Source organism: Flavobacterium sp. Arc2, from assembly GCF_041431385.1.
In the GTDB taxonomy this organism is placed as follows: Bacteria; Bacteroidota; Bacteroidia; order Flavobacteriales; family Flavobacteriaceae; genus Flavobacterium.
Window position 1 is genome coordinate 71,391 of the sequence record NZ_JASMRH010000019.1, and the last position, 15,542, is coordinate 86,932.

16 protein-coding genes are annotated in these 15,542 nt (G+C 33.7%); 15 read left to right on the forward strand and 1 reads right to left on the reverse strand.

Translation table 11 applies throughout. The annotated features are described in order from the left end of the window. Positions 1 to 181 precede the first annotated feature (181 nt). The 3 genes from QO182_RS13795 (at position 182) to QO182_RS13805 (ending at position 2,857) form a co-directional block, all read left to right on the forward strand. Positions 182 to 1,564, forward strand: a complete 1,383-nt coding sequence (locus tag QO182_RS13795; protein WP_371562228.1) for an MATE family efflux transporter — start codon at positions 182 to 184, stop codon at positions 1,562 to 1,564. Positions 1,565 to 1,638: 74 nt separating this feature from the next. Beyond that, positions 1,639 to 2,547 (forward strand): prohibitin family protein, encoded by a 909-nt coding sequence (locus QO182_RS13800; RefSeq protein ID WP_371538875.1) that lies wholly within the window; start codon positions 1,639 to 1,641, stop codon positions 2,545 to 2,547. Positions 2,548 to 2,620: 73 nt separating this feature from the next. Next, positions 2,621 to 2,857 carry a hypothetical protein gene (locus QO182_RS13805; RefSeq protein ID WP_371538877.1) on the forward strand — a complete coding sequence of 79 codons (237 nt, stop codon included), beginning with the start codon at positions 2,621 to 2,623 and terminating at the stop codon, positions 2,855 to 2,857. A 41-nt stretch (positions 2,858 to 2,898) separates the two neighbouring features. Here QO182_RS13805 and meaB read toward each other — a convergent pair whose 3' ends face one another. Beyond that, on the reverse strand, positions 2,899 to 3,987 hold the full coding sequence (gene meaB, locus QO182_RS13810) for a methylmalonyl Co-A mutase-associated GTPase MeaB (protein ID WP_371538879.1): 1,089 nt from the start codon (positions 3,985 to 3,987) through the stop codon (positions 2,899 to 2,901). 176 nt (positions 3,988 to 4,163) lie between these two features. On the opposite strand from meaB, the gene QO182_RS13815 reads away from it, so the two are divergent. The 12 genes from QO182_RS13815 to QO182_RS13870 all read left to right on the forward strand — a co-directional run bounded on the left by QO182_RS13815 (position 4,164) and on the right by QO182_RS13870 (position 15,465). After that, entirely contained in the window at positions 4,164 to 5,075 is a 912-nt protein-coding gene (locus QO182_RS13815; protein WP_371562222.1) for an AEC family transporter, read from the forward strand. 277 nt (positions 5,076 to 5,352) lie between these two features. After that, the gene (locus tag QO182_RS13820) at positions 5,353 to 5,991 is read left to right on the forward strand and encodes a peroxiredoxin (protein ID WP_371562224.1); all 639 of its coding nucleotides are present in this window, start codon (positions 5,353 to 5,355) and stop codon (positions 5,989 to 5,991) included. A gap of 1,011 nt (positions 5,992 to 7,002) precedes the next feature. Next, positions 7,003 to 7,521, forward strand: coding sequence for a DUF2141 domain-containing protein (locus tag QO182_RS13825; RefSeq protein ID WP_371538885.1), 519 nt, complete (start codon positions 7,003 to 7,005; stop codon positions 7,519 to 7,521). A gap of 919 nt (positions 7,522 to 8,440) precedes the next feature. Next, the gene (locus QO182_RS13830; RefSeq protein WP_371538887.1) at positions 8,441 to 8,587 is read left to right on the forward strand and encodes a lmo0937 family membrane protein; all 147 of its coding nucleotides are present in this window, start codon (positions 8,441 to 8,443) and stop codon (positions 8,585 to 8,587) included. A 400-nt stretch (positions 8,588 to 8,987) separates the two neighbouring features. Then, positions 8,988 to 9,608, forward strand: a complete 621-nt coding sequence (locus QO182_RS13835; protein WP_371538888.1) for a hypothetical protein — start codon at positions 8,988 to 8,990, stop codon at positions 9,606 to 9,608. A 22-nt stretch (positions 9,609 to 9,630) separates the two neighbouring features. Beyond that, positions 9,631 to 10,155 carry a PRC-barrel domain-containing protein gene (locus QO182_RS13840; RefSeq protein WP_371562226.1) on the forward strand — a complete coding sequence of 175 codons (525 nt, stop codon included), beginning with the start codon at positions 9,631 to 9,633 and terminating at the stop codon, positions 10,153 to 10,155. Between the two features lie 140 nt (positions 10,156 to 10,295). Next, on the forward strand, positions 10,296 to 11,198 hold the full coding sequence (locus tag QO182_RS13845) for a mechanosensitive ion channel family protein (protein ID WP_371538894.1): 903 nt from the start codon (positions 10,296 to 10,298) through the stop codon (positions 11,196 to 11,198). Between the two features lie 538 nt (positions 11,199 to 11,736). Continuing rightward, on the forward strand, positions 11,737 to 12,171 hold the full coding sequence (locus QO182_RS13850; protein WP_371538896.1) for a hypothetical protein: 435 nt from the start codon (positions 11,737 to 11,739) through the stop codon (positions 12,169 to 12,171). A gap of 395 nt (positions 12,172 to 12,566) precedes the next feature. Beyond that, positions 12,567 to 13,322, forward strand: coding sequence for an MBL fold metallo-hydrolase (locus QO182_RS13855; RefSeq protein WP_371538899.1), 756 nt, complete (start codon positions 12,567 to 12,569; stop codon positions 13,320 to 13,322). A 175-nt stretch (positions 13,323 to 13,497) separates the two neighbouring features. Continuing rightward, positions 13,498 to 14,481 (forward strand): DUF389 domain-containing protein, encoded by a 984-nt coding sequence (locus QO182_RS13860; protein WP_371538901.1) that lies wholly within the window; start codon positions 13,498 to 13,500, stop codon positions 14,479 to 14,481. A 219-nt stretch (positions 14,482 to 14,700) separates the two neighbouring features. Then, on the forward strand, positions 14,701 to 15,069 hold the full coding sequence (locus QO182_RS13865; protein WP_371538905.1) for a hypothetical protein: 369 nt from the start codon (positions 14,701 to 14,703) through the stop codon (positions 15,067 to 15,069). 165 nt (positions 15,070 to 15,234) lie between these two features. Then, positions 15,235 to 15,465, forward strand: coding sequence for a hypothetical protein (locus QO182_RS13870; protein ID WP_371538907.1), 231 nt, complete (start codon positions 15,235 to 15,237; stop codon positions 15,463 to 15,465). Positions 15,466 to 15,542 lie beyond the last annotated feature (77 nt).

A 15,542-nucleotide genomic window follows, 5' to 3' on the forward strand; every position in this document is an offset into this window, starting at 1 on the left:
ACTCCTTTTGACAGGGACAAATGTATATATGAACATAGGCTGAAATGTTATAGAATTATTTGATTTTGTTACATAATATTAGACAATGCAAAAAAACACCATAAAATAGTAGTGTATATTAATTGAATATTGCAAGAACATTAAAATGGTTCTAATTATATTTGCCATCAAAAAAGAGAAATTGAATTTAGCTATCTACACAAAAGAGTTTTCGTATAATTTAAGATTAGCCTACCCAATAATTTTGGGAATGCTTGGACATACAATTGTTGGCATAGTAGACAATATTATGGTGGGAAAACTAGGGCCAACAGAACTAGCAGCGGTCTCTTTAGGTAATAGTTTTGTTTTTGTAGCCATGTCAATAGGAATTGGTTTTTCAACTGCAATTACGCCATTGGCCGCACAAGCTGATGGAAGAAAAAACATTGAAGAAGGGCGAAGTGTCTTTCATCATGGATTATATTTATGCACCATTTTAGGAGTGATCCTTTTTGGTTTGATTTTTTTCTCGAAACCATTAATAGGTTTTATGGGACAGCCAGATAATGTGGTTGAACTAGCCAAACCTTATTTAGATATAGTGGCTTTTTCTTTGATTCCGTTGATTATTTTTCAAGGATATAAACAATTTGCCGATGGAATGAGCGAGACTAAGTATTCTATGTGGGCAACTATTTTAGGAAACGTGGTAAATGTTATCTTAAATTATTTGTTTATTTACGGTATTTGGATTTTTCCAGAATTAGGAATTATTGGTGCAGGGATAGGAACTATAGCTTCGCGTTTTGTAATGCTAGGTTATATGCATTATATGATGCAAAAAAAGGAAAGATTTCATCCTTTTTTCGAAAAGTTTTCTCTGAAAAACATTAAAAAAGAGATGAATATGAAAATTATTCATATAGGAGCGCCTTCTTCCATGCAAATGTTTTTTGAAGTGGGTTTGTTTACTGGGGGAATTTGGCTTTCAGGTCTTTTAGGGATAGTGAATCAAGCAGCAAATCAAATTGCATTAAGTTTGGCTAGTTTTACATTTATGTTTGCCATGGGTTTAAGTGTTGCGGCTTCAATTAGAGTGGGGAATCAAAAAGGTTTAGGTGATTACAAGCAATTGCGTTTAGTTGCCTTTTCTATATTTTTATTGGTTATCGTAGTAGAAACTTTTTTTGCACTAATATTTGTACTGTTCCATACACAATTGCCTGCTTTGTTTGTTGATATGAATAATGCACACGATTTAGCAGTAAATACTGAGGTAGTAGGTATCGCGGCACAATTGTTATTAGTTGCAGCAGTTTTTCAAATCTCAGATGGGATCCAGGTAGTGTTCTTAGGTGCGTTAAGAGGTTTACAAGATGTAAAAGTCCCAATGTACATCACTTTTGTGGCTTATTGGGTTGTTGGTTTTCCAATTTCAATTTATTTAGGACTCTATACGGATTTAAAAGCTGTTGGAATTTGGATTGGATTACTGGCAGGATTATCTTTTGCGGCTTTATTTTTGTATCTTCGCTTTTCTCGATTGACAAAAATGTTAATCTTAGAGAAATCTAATCTATAATGTTATTCTAACATTATAACTTCTAATTCGTTTATTGCTCTTATTTGACCAATAAACATTCTAAATTAAAAAACATGATAATAATTATTATTCTAGGCATAATCTTAGTGGTTACGAGCTTTACTTTGAAAAAAGATCAAAATCCGTTGTCAAAATTTTCCACTCTTTTTAAAATCATTGGGGTTTTATTAATTCTAGTGGGAATTTTCTCTTCTGCATTTAAGCAAATTGATGCTGGTACCGTGGGGGTTAAATCCTTGTATGGGAATGTGGAGCCGGGTATTCTTGAAAGTGGTCTGAATGTTATAAATCCACTTTTGGATGTGACTGTTTTTGACATCCAAACACAAAACTACACCATGTCTTCTACTCAAGCTGAAGGAAGTCAAGAGGGCGATGACGCGATTCGTGTATTGTCAAACGACGGACTTGAAGTAGTTATTGATTTAACGGTTTTATACCGCGTATCTGGTGTTGATGCTCCAACAATTTTTAAAGAAATAGGAGTTAGTTATATGGATAAAATTGTACGACCAGTTACTAGAACACGTATCCGTGACAACGCAGTTTATTATGATGCCGTAGCTTTATACTCTACTAAAAGGAATGAATTTCAAGACCGTATTTTTAAAACTATTGAAGCTGATTTTAAATCAAGAGGGCTTATTTTGGAGCAATTACTGATTAGAAATATCAATCTTCCCACTTCAGTAAAAGCATCTATTGAAAGTAAAATTAATGCAGAACAAGATGCGCAGAAAATGACGTTTGTACTTCAAAAAGAAAAACAAGAAGCAGAACGTAAAAGAGTGGAAGCGCAAGGTATTGCTGATTACCAAAGAATTATTTCTACTGGTTTAACAGCTAAACAACTGCAATATGAATCTATAAAAGCTCAAAAAGAACTAGCTGCATCGCCAAACACTAAAATTATTTTTATGGGTGATAAAGGAAGTTCTTCAATAATTCTTTCTGATAAATAGATTATATTTGTTGCAACGATTATTAATTTAGTCGTTGCAATGAATTTAGCAATTAATGATTTAATATTTATAAATGGAATTACCAAAATTTTTACTAGGCGACAACACTGATTTTCAAGAAGATATTTTTATCGTTCACTTAGATTATCCAAGATTTATTATCAATCTTAAAGATGATGAGGTAGAATTTATTGAAGAAGCGGAAGATCTTGATGAAGGAGAATTGAATGCCGAAATGGAAGGACTTATAGTTTTGGCTAACGAATTTTATGATAGAGAAATGGAACGTTACGAGAAAGATAACGGTTAATATTTTTTTTACCATAAACCTGGCTGAAATATCAAATAGGTTTATCGTTTATAATACGTTTCTAATAATATTTGAGCGGCTGCAAAAGGTGATATTTCACCATTTTGCACCGCTTTTTTCGTTGAATCTAATAATTTTTGAATTTCGGTATTATTATAAAAATTAAGTTTTAGTTGTTCATTTATGGTTTCGAGCATCCAATATTCATTTTGCTCTGAACGTTTTACATTAAAATAATCGTTGCCTTTTGTGAGTTCGACAAATTTAGAAATCGTTTCCCAAACGTCAGGGATTCCATCTTGAGTAATCGCACTACAGGTTGCGGTTGTGGGAATCCAGCCAGATCTTTTTGCAGGAAACAAATGCAATGCTCTGTTAAACTCAGTTTTCGCTAGTTTTGCTTTTCTAATGTTATCACCGTCTGCTTTATTGATGACAATCGCATCTGCCATTTCCATAATACCTCGTTTGATGCCTTGCAATTCATCACCGGCTCCGGCAATCTTCAACAACAAAAAGAAATCCACCATACTATGTACCGCGGTTTCGCTTTGTCCAACACCTACCGTCTCAATGATGATGGTATCAAAGCCGCAAGCCTCACAAAGTGTAATTGTTTCGCGTGTTTTTCTAGCTACGCCACCTAATGTATCTCCAGAAGCAGAAGGGCGAATATAGGCGTTTTTGTCCTTGACCAATTCCTCCATGCGGGTTTTATCACCCAGAATACTTCCATGAGAAATTGTACTGCTAGGATCGACAGCAAGAACAGCTACTTTTTTTCCTAATCCAGTTAAATGTTTTCCAAATGCTTCAATGAAAGTGCTTTTACCTACACCGGGAACACCAGTTATTCCTATTCGAACTGATTTATTGGCATGCGGCAAACAAGCCTTAATAACAGCATTGGCTTTAGCCAAATGATCAGGATTTGTACTTTCTATTAAAGTAATCGCCCGACTTAATGCTGTTATATTACCTGACAAAATTCCCTTTACTAGTTCATCCGAGGAAGGCTGAACTTTTCTGAATTTCTGAATATTTTTCACAACAGATGGGCTAAAAATTTCAGGTGGTGAAATTCCGGCTTTCTCATTAAGGGCAGTCTGTTTTATTTTGTCGTTTTCCAAAGCTTAAAATCATTTTAGTAAAATTAGCATTTAAACATGGATTATTAGAACTTATTCTGCTTTTTCAAGCGAATTAGTTGTGAAACCGTGTTGTTGAAAAATAGTTTATTTCAATACTAAAAATTTTGAATTATACGAAGTGATAGTAGTAAATTAGCTGCTATATTTACGACAACATGACTAACTTCATTCTTATCTTTTTTTATTTAGTCCTTGGGATTGTCCTGCAACGTATAAAAAGGTTTCCTACTAACAGTTATAAGTTACTAAATAAGGTTGTAATTTATATTTGCCTTCCCGCTTTGGCCTTGTATTTCATTCCAAAAATTCATTGGAATAATCAGTTACTGTTTCCTATTGGCGTAGCATGGATTGGATTTGCAGGTTCGTTTTTACTATTTCGTTTTCTAGGAAAAAAATATGGTTGGTCTAAAAAACTTACGGGATGCTTAATCTTAACTGCAGGTCTGGGGAACACCTCTTTCCTTGGATTCCCTATTATTGAAGCGCTATATGGTCAGGAAGGCATGAAAACAGCGATATTAGTGGATCAACCTGGAACTTTTGTGGTACTTTCTACTTTAGGAATTTTGGTAGCCACAATGTATTCAAAAGGGGAGCCAAATGGTATTCAGATTTTTAAAAAAATCATGTTCTTTCCTCCGTTTATTACCTTTATTGTAGCTTGTGTGATGAACATATTAAATTTTGATTTCCATGAATGGATACAGTATATTCTCCAGAAGGTAGGTAGTGGGGTTACGCCATTAGCATTGGTTTCTGTAGGGCTGCAGCTGCGTTTTGAAAGTAGAAGCCAGCATTGGCAGTTTTTAGGACTTGGACTTTTGTATAAACTGATATTGACTCCCGCCATAATCTATGTGTTGTACGTTGTGATTTTGAATCAAAACTCTAAAATGATTGAAGTGGCCATCATGGAGTCGGCAATGGCACCCATGATTACTGCCAGTATATTAGCAACGACTCATGGTTTAAAACCTCGTTTAAGCAGCATGATGATTGGTTTTGGTATCCCTATATCCTTTATCACTTTAGCCTTTTGGTACTTTGTACTTCGTTTTATTTGATTTTTTCTATAACGATATGATTTTAAATACGGATTGAAAAACAGACAATCCTGCACTAGTTCAATAAAACGTTAATTTGTTTTGAACCAGAATAGTAGCAATAGTTATAGGAATTGTTGATGGTTTAGTATTTCTGACAATTTTCGTATTTCCACTTCGTTTTTACTCACATTAAAAGAAAGTTATTCGCAGTTAAATTTGGTTTTATTTATGAATATTCGTTGTTCATTTCGTGATTTTTTGATTAATTTTAGATGAATTTAAAAACAAAAAAGTCATGGCAACATTGCGATTAGGAGATATAGCTCCAGATTTTGAAGCAGAAACAACAATGGGTGAAATTAAATTTCACGAATGGTTAGGAGATTCTTGGGGTGTTTTATTTTCGCATCCTGCTGATTTTACTCCTGTTTGCACTACAGAGTTGGGAGCGGTTGCAAATTACTACCCTGAATTTGTTAAACGCAATACAAAAGTGATTGCGCTAAGTGTTGATGGACTGGAGTCGCACTTGGAGTGGATAAAAGACATTGAAGAAGTTCAAAATGTTACTTTGCAGTACCCAATTATTGCAGACGAAAGCAAAACTGTTGCTAACCTCTACGATATGATTCACCCCAATGCAAATGAAACTTTAACTGTTCGTTCTGTTTTTATAATCGGGCCAGATAAAAAGATAAAATTGATACTTACTTATCCAGCATCGACGGGAAGGAATTTTGACGAAATCCTTCGTGTTATTGACAGTTTGCAATTAACGGCAGATTATAAAGTGGCAACTCCGGCAAACTGGAAAGATGGTGATGATGTAGTGATTTCTACTTCTATTCCAGATCATGATATACCTGCGAAGTTTCCAAAAGGATATCAGCAAATAAAACCTTATTTGAGAATGACTCCTCAGCCTAACAAATAGGAATAAATAAGAGTTAAAAAAGGAAATTCGGCAGCAGTTGAGTTTCCTTTTTTTATGGGATTTTATTTTTTGGAGCAGAAGGAGTTGTTTTAAAAACAGCTTCTAGTCCTGCTGTACATTACAATCCTCGCCCTTTAGCTTCATGCTCCGCAAAGGCTCGGGATTTTCATTTCCATCAGGGCTATTGAGAACGTTTTTGTTTCTATAATCCCGTTACAAGGTTTGTAAAGAATTAGTTCTATATTTTATATAGGATATTACGTTGTAAAATAGCGACAATTTACTAGTTGTGCGTCATTTTAAGAAACCGAAATTCATAATGGAAAATACTTTTGAAATATTTGATATATTTATAATTTTGCTTATTTTCAGTAGGTGCAGGAATTATATCAAAAAAGGGATGTAATCGTGTTCTTTGTAGAAATTTGCCTTTAGAAACTTTGAGAAAGAAATTGAAAGATTTGGGATATACAATTAAATCCTTTACGATAATCGAAAAAAAATTATTACCTCAAAATATTGTCTTCAATCAATTCTTGATTTTTTCGTGTTTGTACTATATAAAAAACTATTATAAAACATTACTTATAAATGATTTAAAAAATAATGAAGAGTTTATTTATATGAAATATTACCAATCATTATTCCAAAGCAACAAATTTGATTTGAAAAGTAGCATAGAAAATCATTATTAATAAAAATGCTTGCTACAATTGATTTGGGCAATTGGCTTAATTTGAAAATGGTTTTATATTTGAGAGTTTTGAGACAACCGAAAAATAAAAATTTATTTAACCCCAAATCACTTGTAGCAAGGGAACGTTGTGGTGCATTTACAAAATGAACCCGCGTATCTTGCACGAATTAGAATTCTATTTCAAAGATGGTAAAAATACACAATGATATTTCTATTGACTCGGCTATTTCAAGCTAACAGTCTTATTTTGTTCTCTCTAAGTTGTATTGTAACGCAAAAATGATTAACTTAGAATTTACTAAATAATATGCAAAATGGTGACTACTATTCTTTACAAGCTTTTTTTTCGCAATACTAGACATTCTAAAAAGGTCAGCATTGGCCGAAAATCTTCACAACTGCTTTTTTGGCTGGCCATAAGTTTAGTATTGCTGCCGTCAAGCGGTTTTGCTCAGATAGAATGCCCTTCCATTAATGTCAAAATCCAAAATATAAGTAACAATAGTGGGGTTATCGCCTGTGCGATTTTTGAATCCGAGGAAGGTTTTCCTAATAAATTCATGAAATTCGCATCAAACATCATGTTAACACAAATAGGAGGAAAAGATGCGAGTTTTGAGTTTTCAGATATTAAAGCGGGAAAATATGCTATTGTGGTGATCCATGATGAAAACCGCAACGGCGAACTTGACACTAATCTATTTGGGATACCGACAGAAGGTTATGGTTTTTCTAGTGGTGCAGTAGTCACAATGAGTGCTCCTTCGTTTTCTGATGCTGAATTTTCATACGATGGAGGACATCTGCAAATGACTATATCTCTTAACTATTAAATTATAAAATTCGTTTTTGTTTTTCCGAGACAAAGTTCTATTTAACCTCATTATATTAATGCCGTTGTGAAGCAAATCGAAAACTTCAGCGCATTGGACTGCAGTAAAAAGTAGCGAAGGTTGCGCCGTAATGAAATGGTAACGCGACAAACATTACGTACCACAACATCGCATTTACGCAAGAACTAGTTTTAAGTTAATTGAAGGTTTTTCCAAACCAAGAAAGTTGTAAGTTAACAGAGCGAACTCTGTTCCTATTTCCGCTACTGCGCAAATGCGAGAGGCGTTATTAAAAACTTCACTTTCGTCCATAAAAAGCGTTTTCCATGTACCGGATTTTAATAGTAATAAGAAATTGATTGTATTGGATTCGATAGATATTTTTAAAATTTGTTATAATAAAATGCAAAAATTAGGAGAGACATAATGCTAATTATTCATTTCAGATTCAGCCTGTTGATAGTACGATTAGATTGTTCAATTGCTTTCTGATAATTTTCTAACTCCTCGCATTGTTGCGGGCAGTTTAAAAATCAATGCTTTAACCGCTATCGTGAGTTTGTTTATTGGTACTGCTGTTTGAGGACTGGCCCGTATGGTTCTGTTTTTCCCCTTTACCGCCTTGTTAAAGGTTGTTTGTGAAGAGTTTAATAAGCTCAAACAAATTGCAATGATCATTGGCTGAGAAAATATAAAAGAGAGCGATGGCACTGAACAATTCTTCTCTCGATGGAGGGAAAAACAGAAAACTTTTTTATAAAATACTACTATTCAGGTGATTAATGTGTGAATGATGTAACTAATTCATGATATTATGTAACACAATATAGCGTGTTAAAACATAACTTCGTATTACAAATTCAAACGGTCACAATACTATCAAAACACTAATAATACTAATAACTTAAAAAAAACAATCATGAGAAATTTACTTTACATCGTAGCGGTAATTTTAATTATTGGCTGGGCAATCGGATTTTTTGCTTTTCAAGTCGGTTGGTTTATACATTTATTGCTTGTTATTGCAGTTATCGCAATAGTTGTTAAACTCATTCAAGGCAATTGAACACTATAATTAAATGTCGATTACCTGAAAGGTTCCATTTCAGGTAATCTAAAAATTCTATATTTAATATATCTCCTTTGTATTCTTTCTGACGATAGCTGAAAAAGAAAATGTTATCGAAGGTAGGTGCGATGCTTTTTACAGCGTAAAAAACTTAGCTTAAACTCTTTCCCTGACATGTTTCTATTATTGCTAGACCTTAAGATCAAATAATGAATATTGTTCTATATTCAAGATATTTAAATTTTTGAGAATCTAAAAGATCGGAATCAAATAATACTTTATGAAAATTCCTTAACATATTTTTAGATTAAATTTCATTAACTTTATTCTTTCAGTCATTCACTGCTGAAAAATTAATTTTTTCAAATAAATATTTTAACACTTAAAAAAAATTATTATGGCAGAAATTAAAATTGAACAGAAAAAACAGATTTGGCCGTGGTTGTTAGTTGGCCTTGTCATCATTGCATTCCTTTTATATTTTCTGGTATTTCGTGATAATGGCGAAAATACAGAGGCAGTAACTGAAACAGAGGCAGTAACTGAAGGGGATAACAGCACTAATACAAACGAATCTGACCTTTTAGGGGTAAAAGAAAATAATGGCACCGTTGTGGCTTATGTAAATTTTGTGGAAAACAGTAAAGAAAAAATGAGTCTGGATCATGAATATACAAATGAAGCGCTATTAAAATTAATTGAGGCTACTGATGCTATGGCCACTGAGGTTGGGTATGAAGTACAGACAGATTTAGAAAAGGTAAGGGAATATGCAAAAATGATTGAAAAAGACCCTTTTGAAACAACACATGCGGATAATATTAGAGAGGCGGATGATATTTTAACCAATATATTGCAAAACATCCAAAAGGCAAAATATCCAGGTTTGGCAGATGAAGTTACAGCATTAAGAAGTGCGTCAGAATCAATAAAACGGGGAGTACTTGCGCTTGAACAAAAAGATGCAATCAAGAATTACTTTGCAAAGGCTTCTGACCTTCTTCAAAAAATGAATTAGTTAATCTTTAAAAATTAAAATAATGACAGATACAAATAAAAATCTTTTTAATCTGGATGAATTATCAGGTTACAAAGTAAGCGAAAATTATAACGATGTACGGGGTTGGGATGTGAAAGATGCAAATAACCGCATCATTGGGAAAGTCGATCATTTGCTGGTGAATAAAACTGCAGAACGAGTGGTTTACCTTGATGTTGAAGTAGATACAACCTTGATTGAGGATGGGCATAAAACGTATCAAAATCGTGTAAACACCGGTGTTCATGAGTTTTTAAACAAGGAAGGGGAAAATCACCTGATTATTCCTATCGGAATGGTAATTATTGATGAGAAGAACAAACTTGTAAATACCAATCAAATTGATAGTTCGACTTTTGTTAAAGCTAAACGGTTCAAAAAGGGAGATGTTATAGATTTTGAATACGAATTAAATTTACTTCGCCACTATAGCGGAGATAACACGATTCACAGTTCGAATAGTGTTGATGGATTTTATGATCGTGAAGAGTTTAACAATACTTTTCATCACAGAGATTTGGAGTAAAATGTTATGTAATTAATCTCCTTATAATGTTTTGAAAGATGCTGGAGTAATAATTGTGACAGGACGCAGAGGAATGGTAGGCTCAGCATTAATTCATAAAATTGCTGCCCATTAAATAAAAGTCAATTTATAATAGCACAATGACACAAGACATACAAGAGCAAGTAGCGGAACCAGTACAAACGGTAGTACAAAAGTTAGAAAACTGGCTTGATACCTTCATCAACATGCTTCCCAATATGGCAGTGACCTTGTTGTTATTGATCATCTTTCTTGTGCTTGCCAAGCTTGGAAGTAAATTGTTTAGAAAACTTTTCTACAAAGCATCAAATAACGAAGCATTGGGCCATTTATTTTCCACTATAGTTTATGGCGCAATCCTGAGTATTGGGCTTTTTATTATGCTTGGCGTTCTTGGGCTAGATAAGGCTTTAACCTCAATATTAGCAGGAATTGGTGTGATAGGTTTGGCATTGGGTTTTGCTTTTCAGGATATCGCTGCTAATTTTGTTTCGGGTATTATCCTAGCCTTTAATAGACCTTTTAAAATTGGGGAAATCATAGAAGTAAATGATATAATGGGTCAAGTAACCCGAACTGGCTTGCGCGATACAGCTATTGAGACTTTTCAGGGCCAAGAAGTTTACATTCCAAATAAAGACTTTTTACAGCATGCCTTTTACAATTTTTCTGTCTTAGAAAAAAGGCGGATTGATATAGCCGTTGGAGTTTCTTACGCAGATGATCTTGATAAAGTTGAAGATGTTGTATTGAGCACAATAAAAAACTTGGACGGAGTGATAGATAAAGATTTGATGATTTTTGACTATTCTGAATTTGACTCTAGTTCCATCAATTTTAATATTCGATTTTGGATAGAATATCCTGGAGAACCCAGCTACTTCACGATGAGAAGCAAAGCCATGAAAGCGATTAAGAAAGCATTTGATGAACAAGATATTACTATTCCTTTTCCAATTAGAACATTGGACTTTGGAATTAAAGGTGGGCAAAAACTCTCCCAAATGGAATTGAATAAGTAGCGAGATGTTTAATGCGATGATTCAAATGATGAAAGACAAACCGGAAAGATGGTGCTGATGTATTGATTTCTACTTCAATTCCAGACCATGATATGCCTGCGAAGTTTCCAAAAGGATATCAGCAAATAAAGCCTTATTTGAGAATGACTCGTCAGCCGAACAAATAGGAATAAATAAGAGTTAAAAAAGGGAATTCGACAGCAGTAGAGTTTCCTTTTTTTATGGGATTGTGTTTTTTGAAGCAGAAGGATTTGTTTTCAAAACAACTTCTAGTCCTGCTGTACATTACAATCTTCGCCCTTTAGCTTCATGCTCCGCAAGGGTTCGGGATTATCATTTCCATCAGGGCTATGGAGACCGTTTTTGTTTCTATAATGTCGTTGTAAGTTTTGTAAAGAATGAGTTATATATTTGAGAGTGTATAATATGGATTCAAGTAGGGACAATCTAGCCGATTATAGGTGTATAGGCGCTATTTTGTAGCTGGTATATACAAGTTGCCTACAATGTAGCCTCAGAGTCAATAAAAATCATCTAAATGACTGAAGATAAAATAAAATTTATAAATGATATTATTAAACCTTGGGAAACTTTAAATAGAGAATTAAGTTTTCCTTTTTCTATTAATACATCCATTTCAGATTTTACAAACAGAGCAACCTCACTCGCTGTTACTCTCAAATATTTTCCAGAAAACACTCATAATTTAAAACCGAAAAATTTACTTGCGGAATCTGATGCATATAAAATATTTTCAGACTTAGCAGACTCTTTAAAACATGGTAAACTTACTGATGAGAGAAGACAATGTGTAATTTATGTCGGCTCAATGTTTGAAAGAAGTAAAGATGGATTGGTTCGCTTTCTCAGAAATACTGTTAATATTAAGCACAATACTTATGGTGAATTAGATTTTATGGAAATTTCTAGAGAAACTGCTTTTTATATAGCCTCAAAAGTTGATTTTAGGTGAGATTAGAATCCAATAATTTTAAATAATAAAGAAGATTTCTCAGATAAAATACATGTACATCCTAGTAGTGAAAACCAAATTGCATGGCAAAGTATGATATTACAATTTGTTGAACTTTCAAGCGATAACAAATGCAAAAGAGTAGACTTGAATTCTACAATTGAATTTAGGTTAACAGTTGACGATAATCTTAATACACCCACATAAATACAATGCAGGTAGCACACGTTTGTGGCTATTGCGGAATTTAGTGGAATTTCCGTTTTTATTCGTATTTTCGTTTAGCCAAAAATACTCGTTTTCAAAACTCCCGAACACGGCAAAGCGTGAGAATGTGGTGCTTAATGCTATGCGAACCGATCAAACAAACAGAAAATAAATTAAAATCAAAATAAATGGACTTACAACTCATCCGTAACGCAACAATCAAAATCAAGTTTGCTGGCAAAACTATTTTAGTTGACCCTATGTTTTCCCCAAAAAACACCTTCGACCCTTTTGCGGGAATAGCAAGAAACCCAACCGTTGATTTAACAGTTTCAATCGACAATATTTTAAATGATGTGGATTTTGTAATTGTTACACACACGCATTCCGACCATTTTGACACTTTAGCAAGCGAAAAACTTCCAAAAGACATTAAATTATTTTGTCAACCTACCGACAAAGAATTTATGGAAAAAGCAAACTTTGTAAACGCAGAAGTGGTAGAAACAAAAACAACCTTTGAAAATATTACCCTCACAAGAACAGGCGGAAAACACGGAAGTGGCGAAATATTGGCACATATGGGAGAGGTTTCAGGATTCGTGTTGCAAGCCGAAAACGAACCGACTTTATATATTGTTGGTGACAGCATTTGGTTGGAAGAAGTAGAAAATGCAATCACAACTTTTAAACCAGAAATAATTGTGACAAATTCAGGCGGAGCAATCATTCCAGGATTTGAAAACAATCCAATTTTAATGAACGAGGAACAAACTATTTTACTTGCACAGTCTGCGAAAAACGCAAAAGTTATCGCCGTTCATTTGGAAAGTTTAGACCATTGCAGAGTTACGAGAAATTCATTACGGCAAAAAGCGACCGAACACGGAATTGACGAAAATCGATTAATCATCCCAACTGACGGACAATTGGTAACACTATAAAAATACACCGACAAATAAGTACTACGCATAAGATCGGTTTGGCAATATGGCGGCTGAAGTGCTTCTATTAAATATTTGTGCAAGGTTCAACATTCAGAATTCCATTGAAATTTTGTGCTAAAAATTCGCCACATCGCTAAGCCGAGAACCTTATGCATAATTAAATCAACACAACGTGCAAATAGACCCGAACGAAAAGGACATATATATCGAGAATAATTTCTTTTCTCAAGACATTCCTTTTGAAGAAAGAAACGCTGTTTTCAATAAACTTTTTTTTCATTACAAGAAAGACTGGCAAATTTCATTTGCGCTAATGCTAATTTTAAGTATAGGCATTGGGTCTTTAGGACTTTCTGAAAACTCATCAGCAACCATAATCGGTGCAATGATTGTTGCTCCATTGGGGCAGCCAATTGTAGCACTTGGCGGTGCTATTGCATTAGGTTGGAGAATTCAATCCTTTAGAATGTTAGGAGTAATTATTCTTGGAATGATTAGTTCTATCCTAATAGCTTATATCATAAGTCTGACATTGCCCGATATAACTCCCAATAAAGAAATGTTAATTAGGACTTCACCTGATTTAAGAGATATTGGAATAGCGATATTGGCAGGTACAGCGGGTTCTTGGGGGTATTACAGAAGTGAATTTTCCACAATATTATCAGGTGTTGCAATAGCAGTAGCGTTAGTACCTCCACTTTGCACGTGCGGTATGATGCTTGAACAGGGGCATTTTATTTTAGCATATGGAAGTATTTTATTGTTTGTTACCAATCTCATAGGAATAACATTTGCATCAATTTTGGTCTTCTTTATATTGGGATTAAAAAACAGTAAAAGTCGAAAATGGCTTTTTAAAGGCACAATTGCGACAGTCATTCTTGGCACAATCATTATTTTACCACTATCGTTAAATTACCAAAAGTTTAATTCAGGAATTTTATTCTATAATTCGATCTATGAAAAAGCGGGAAAAGTCTGTGAATTATCAGTAAATTCTCCTTCCATTAAAAAGTTATCAATACAAGGGACTGGAGTCATCATGACAATTGAACCTTTTCCGAGTGACAAAGTCGAAGAACAACGATTAAAAATCGAATTGGAACGGACGACCGGATTGCAAGTTTTTTTCCAAAGTTCTGATGGACAATAAGACAATGAATAAGAAATTAACTATACATAACAGCACATTTGTAATAGGCGGTGTTTCGTGCTCCGCAGACCATTTTGTGGTTGCCTAAATTTTTGTGATCCGCATCAACATTTGGGGTAAAAAGCGCGCCCATCGCAAATCTGCAAAACGTTATATGCCGCTTTAGGAAAGGAAGCGCACCAATGATTCAAGAAATAAAACTAATATTTATTTGAGAGAATGAAAAAAATTACCCTTGGCATATTGATCTTTTTTGTACTAACCATTGGAGTTTATTTTATATGGTGGAAATTGCCTTTGACAATTAATAGAAGTTCGGACATAAAACTTGGAGAACAGTTAATAGAAAACATTGAAAGCTATCAAAAACAAAACGGATTGCCTAACAATAACGATTGGAAAACATTGCGAAAATTTGGTTTTGAAGACAAAATCGACTTTTTACAACCAGAATATAGAAAATTAGATGACGACAACTTTGAGCTAATTTATGTGGAAGGTTTTGACGAACCATATTTAATGTGGACTTCAACAGAGAGAAAATGGAAAGAAGGATATCCGACTTTTGACAAACCGACGAAAAAATAGAATAAAAAGTGGTATGTAAGAGCGGTTTTGAAAGATTGCGATTTTTTTAGTAAATTCATATTTACGTTTCGCAATAAATTTATATTATAAAAGAAAAATAAAATGTTACGAATTGGCAGCCATCTCAAAGCGGCCAAACACTGGCAACAAGCTAAAAATAAACCTATGATACATTTAATTTGGTCAATAATAAACGGAATAATTATTTTATACTTTTTCTATCTGATTATCGGATTCATTGTAAAAGGAAAACGAATTTTTAAACCACAATTTAAAGTTGTTTCAATTTTTATGATGGTTATTGGAATTGTTCAAATCATTTCCGCTTCTAATTCGGAAAAAAATACGAACCGAATAACAATAACTAAAGATTACAACAAAAAGAATGATTTATAAAACTAGATTCAATTAATTAATGCAACTCTCAGGAAAAAAGATAGGATAATTTTTTCAAAAGAAAGGACATTTAAGTC

Excerpts from the sequence above, each read along its gene's own strand:
- QO182_RS13800 (WP_371538875.1), top strand. The coding sequence starts at position 1,639 with ATGATAATAATTATTATTCTAGGCATAATCTTAGTGGTTACGAGCTTT.
- QO182_RS13805 (WP_371538877.1), top strand. The coding sequence starts at position 2,621 with ATGGAATTACCAAAATTTTTACTAGGCGACAACACTGATTTTCAAGAA.
- QO182_RS13815 (WP_371562222.1), top strand. The coding sequence starts at position 4,164 with ATGACTAACTTCATTCTTATCTTTTTTTATTTAGTCCTTGGGATTGTC.
- QO182_RS13820 (WP_371562224.1), top strand. The coding sequence starts at position 5,353 with ATGGCAACATTGCGATTAGGAGATATAGCTCCAGATTTTGAAGCAGAA.
- QO182_RS13825 (WP_371538885.1), top strand. The coding sequence starts at position 7,003 with ATGGTGACTACTATTCTTTACAAGCTTTTTTTTCGCAATACTAGACAT.
- QO182_RS13830 (WP_371538887.1), top strand. The coding sequence starts at position 8,441 with ATGAGAAATTTACTTTACATCGTAGCGGTAATTTTAATTATTGGCTGG.
- QO182_RS13835 (WP_371538888.1), top strand. The coding sequence starts at position 8,988 with ATGGCAGAAATTAAAATTGAACAGAAAAAACAGATTTGGCCGTGGTTG.
- QO182_RS13840 (WP_371562226.1), top strand. The coding sequence starts at position 9,631 with ATGACAGATACAAATAAAAATCTTTTTAATCTGGATGAATTATCAGGT.
- QO182_RS13845 (WP_371538894.1), top strand. The coding sequence starts at position 10,296 with ATGACACAAGACATACAAGAGCAAGTAGCGGAACCAGTACAAACGGTA.
- QO182_RS13850 (WP_371538896.1), top strand. The coding sequence starts at position 11,737 with ATGACTGAAGATAAAATAAAATTTATAAATGATATTATTAAACCTTGG.
- QO182_RS13855 (WP_371538899.1), top strand. The coding sequence starts at position 12,567 with ATGGACTTACAACTCATCCGTAACGCAACAATCAAAATCAAGTTTGCT.
- QO182_RS13865 (WP_371538905.1), top strand. The coding sequence starts at position 14,701 with ATGAAAAAAATTACCCTTGGCATATTGATCTTTTTTGTACTAACCATT.
- QO182_RS13870 (WP_371538907.1), top strand. The coding sequence starts at position 15,235 with ATGATACATTTAATTTGGTCAATAATAAACGGAATAATTATTTTATAC.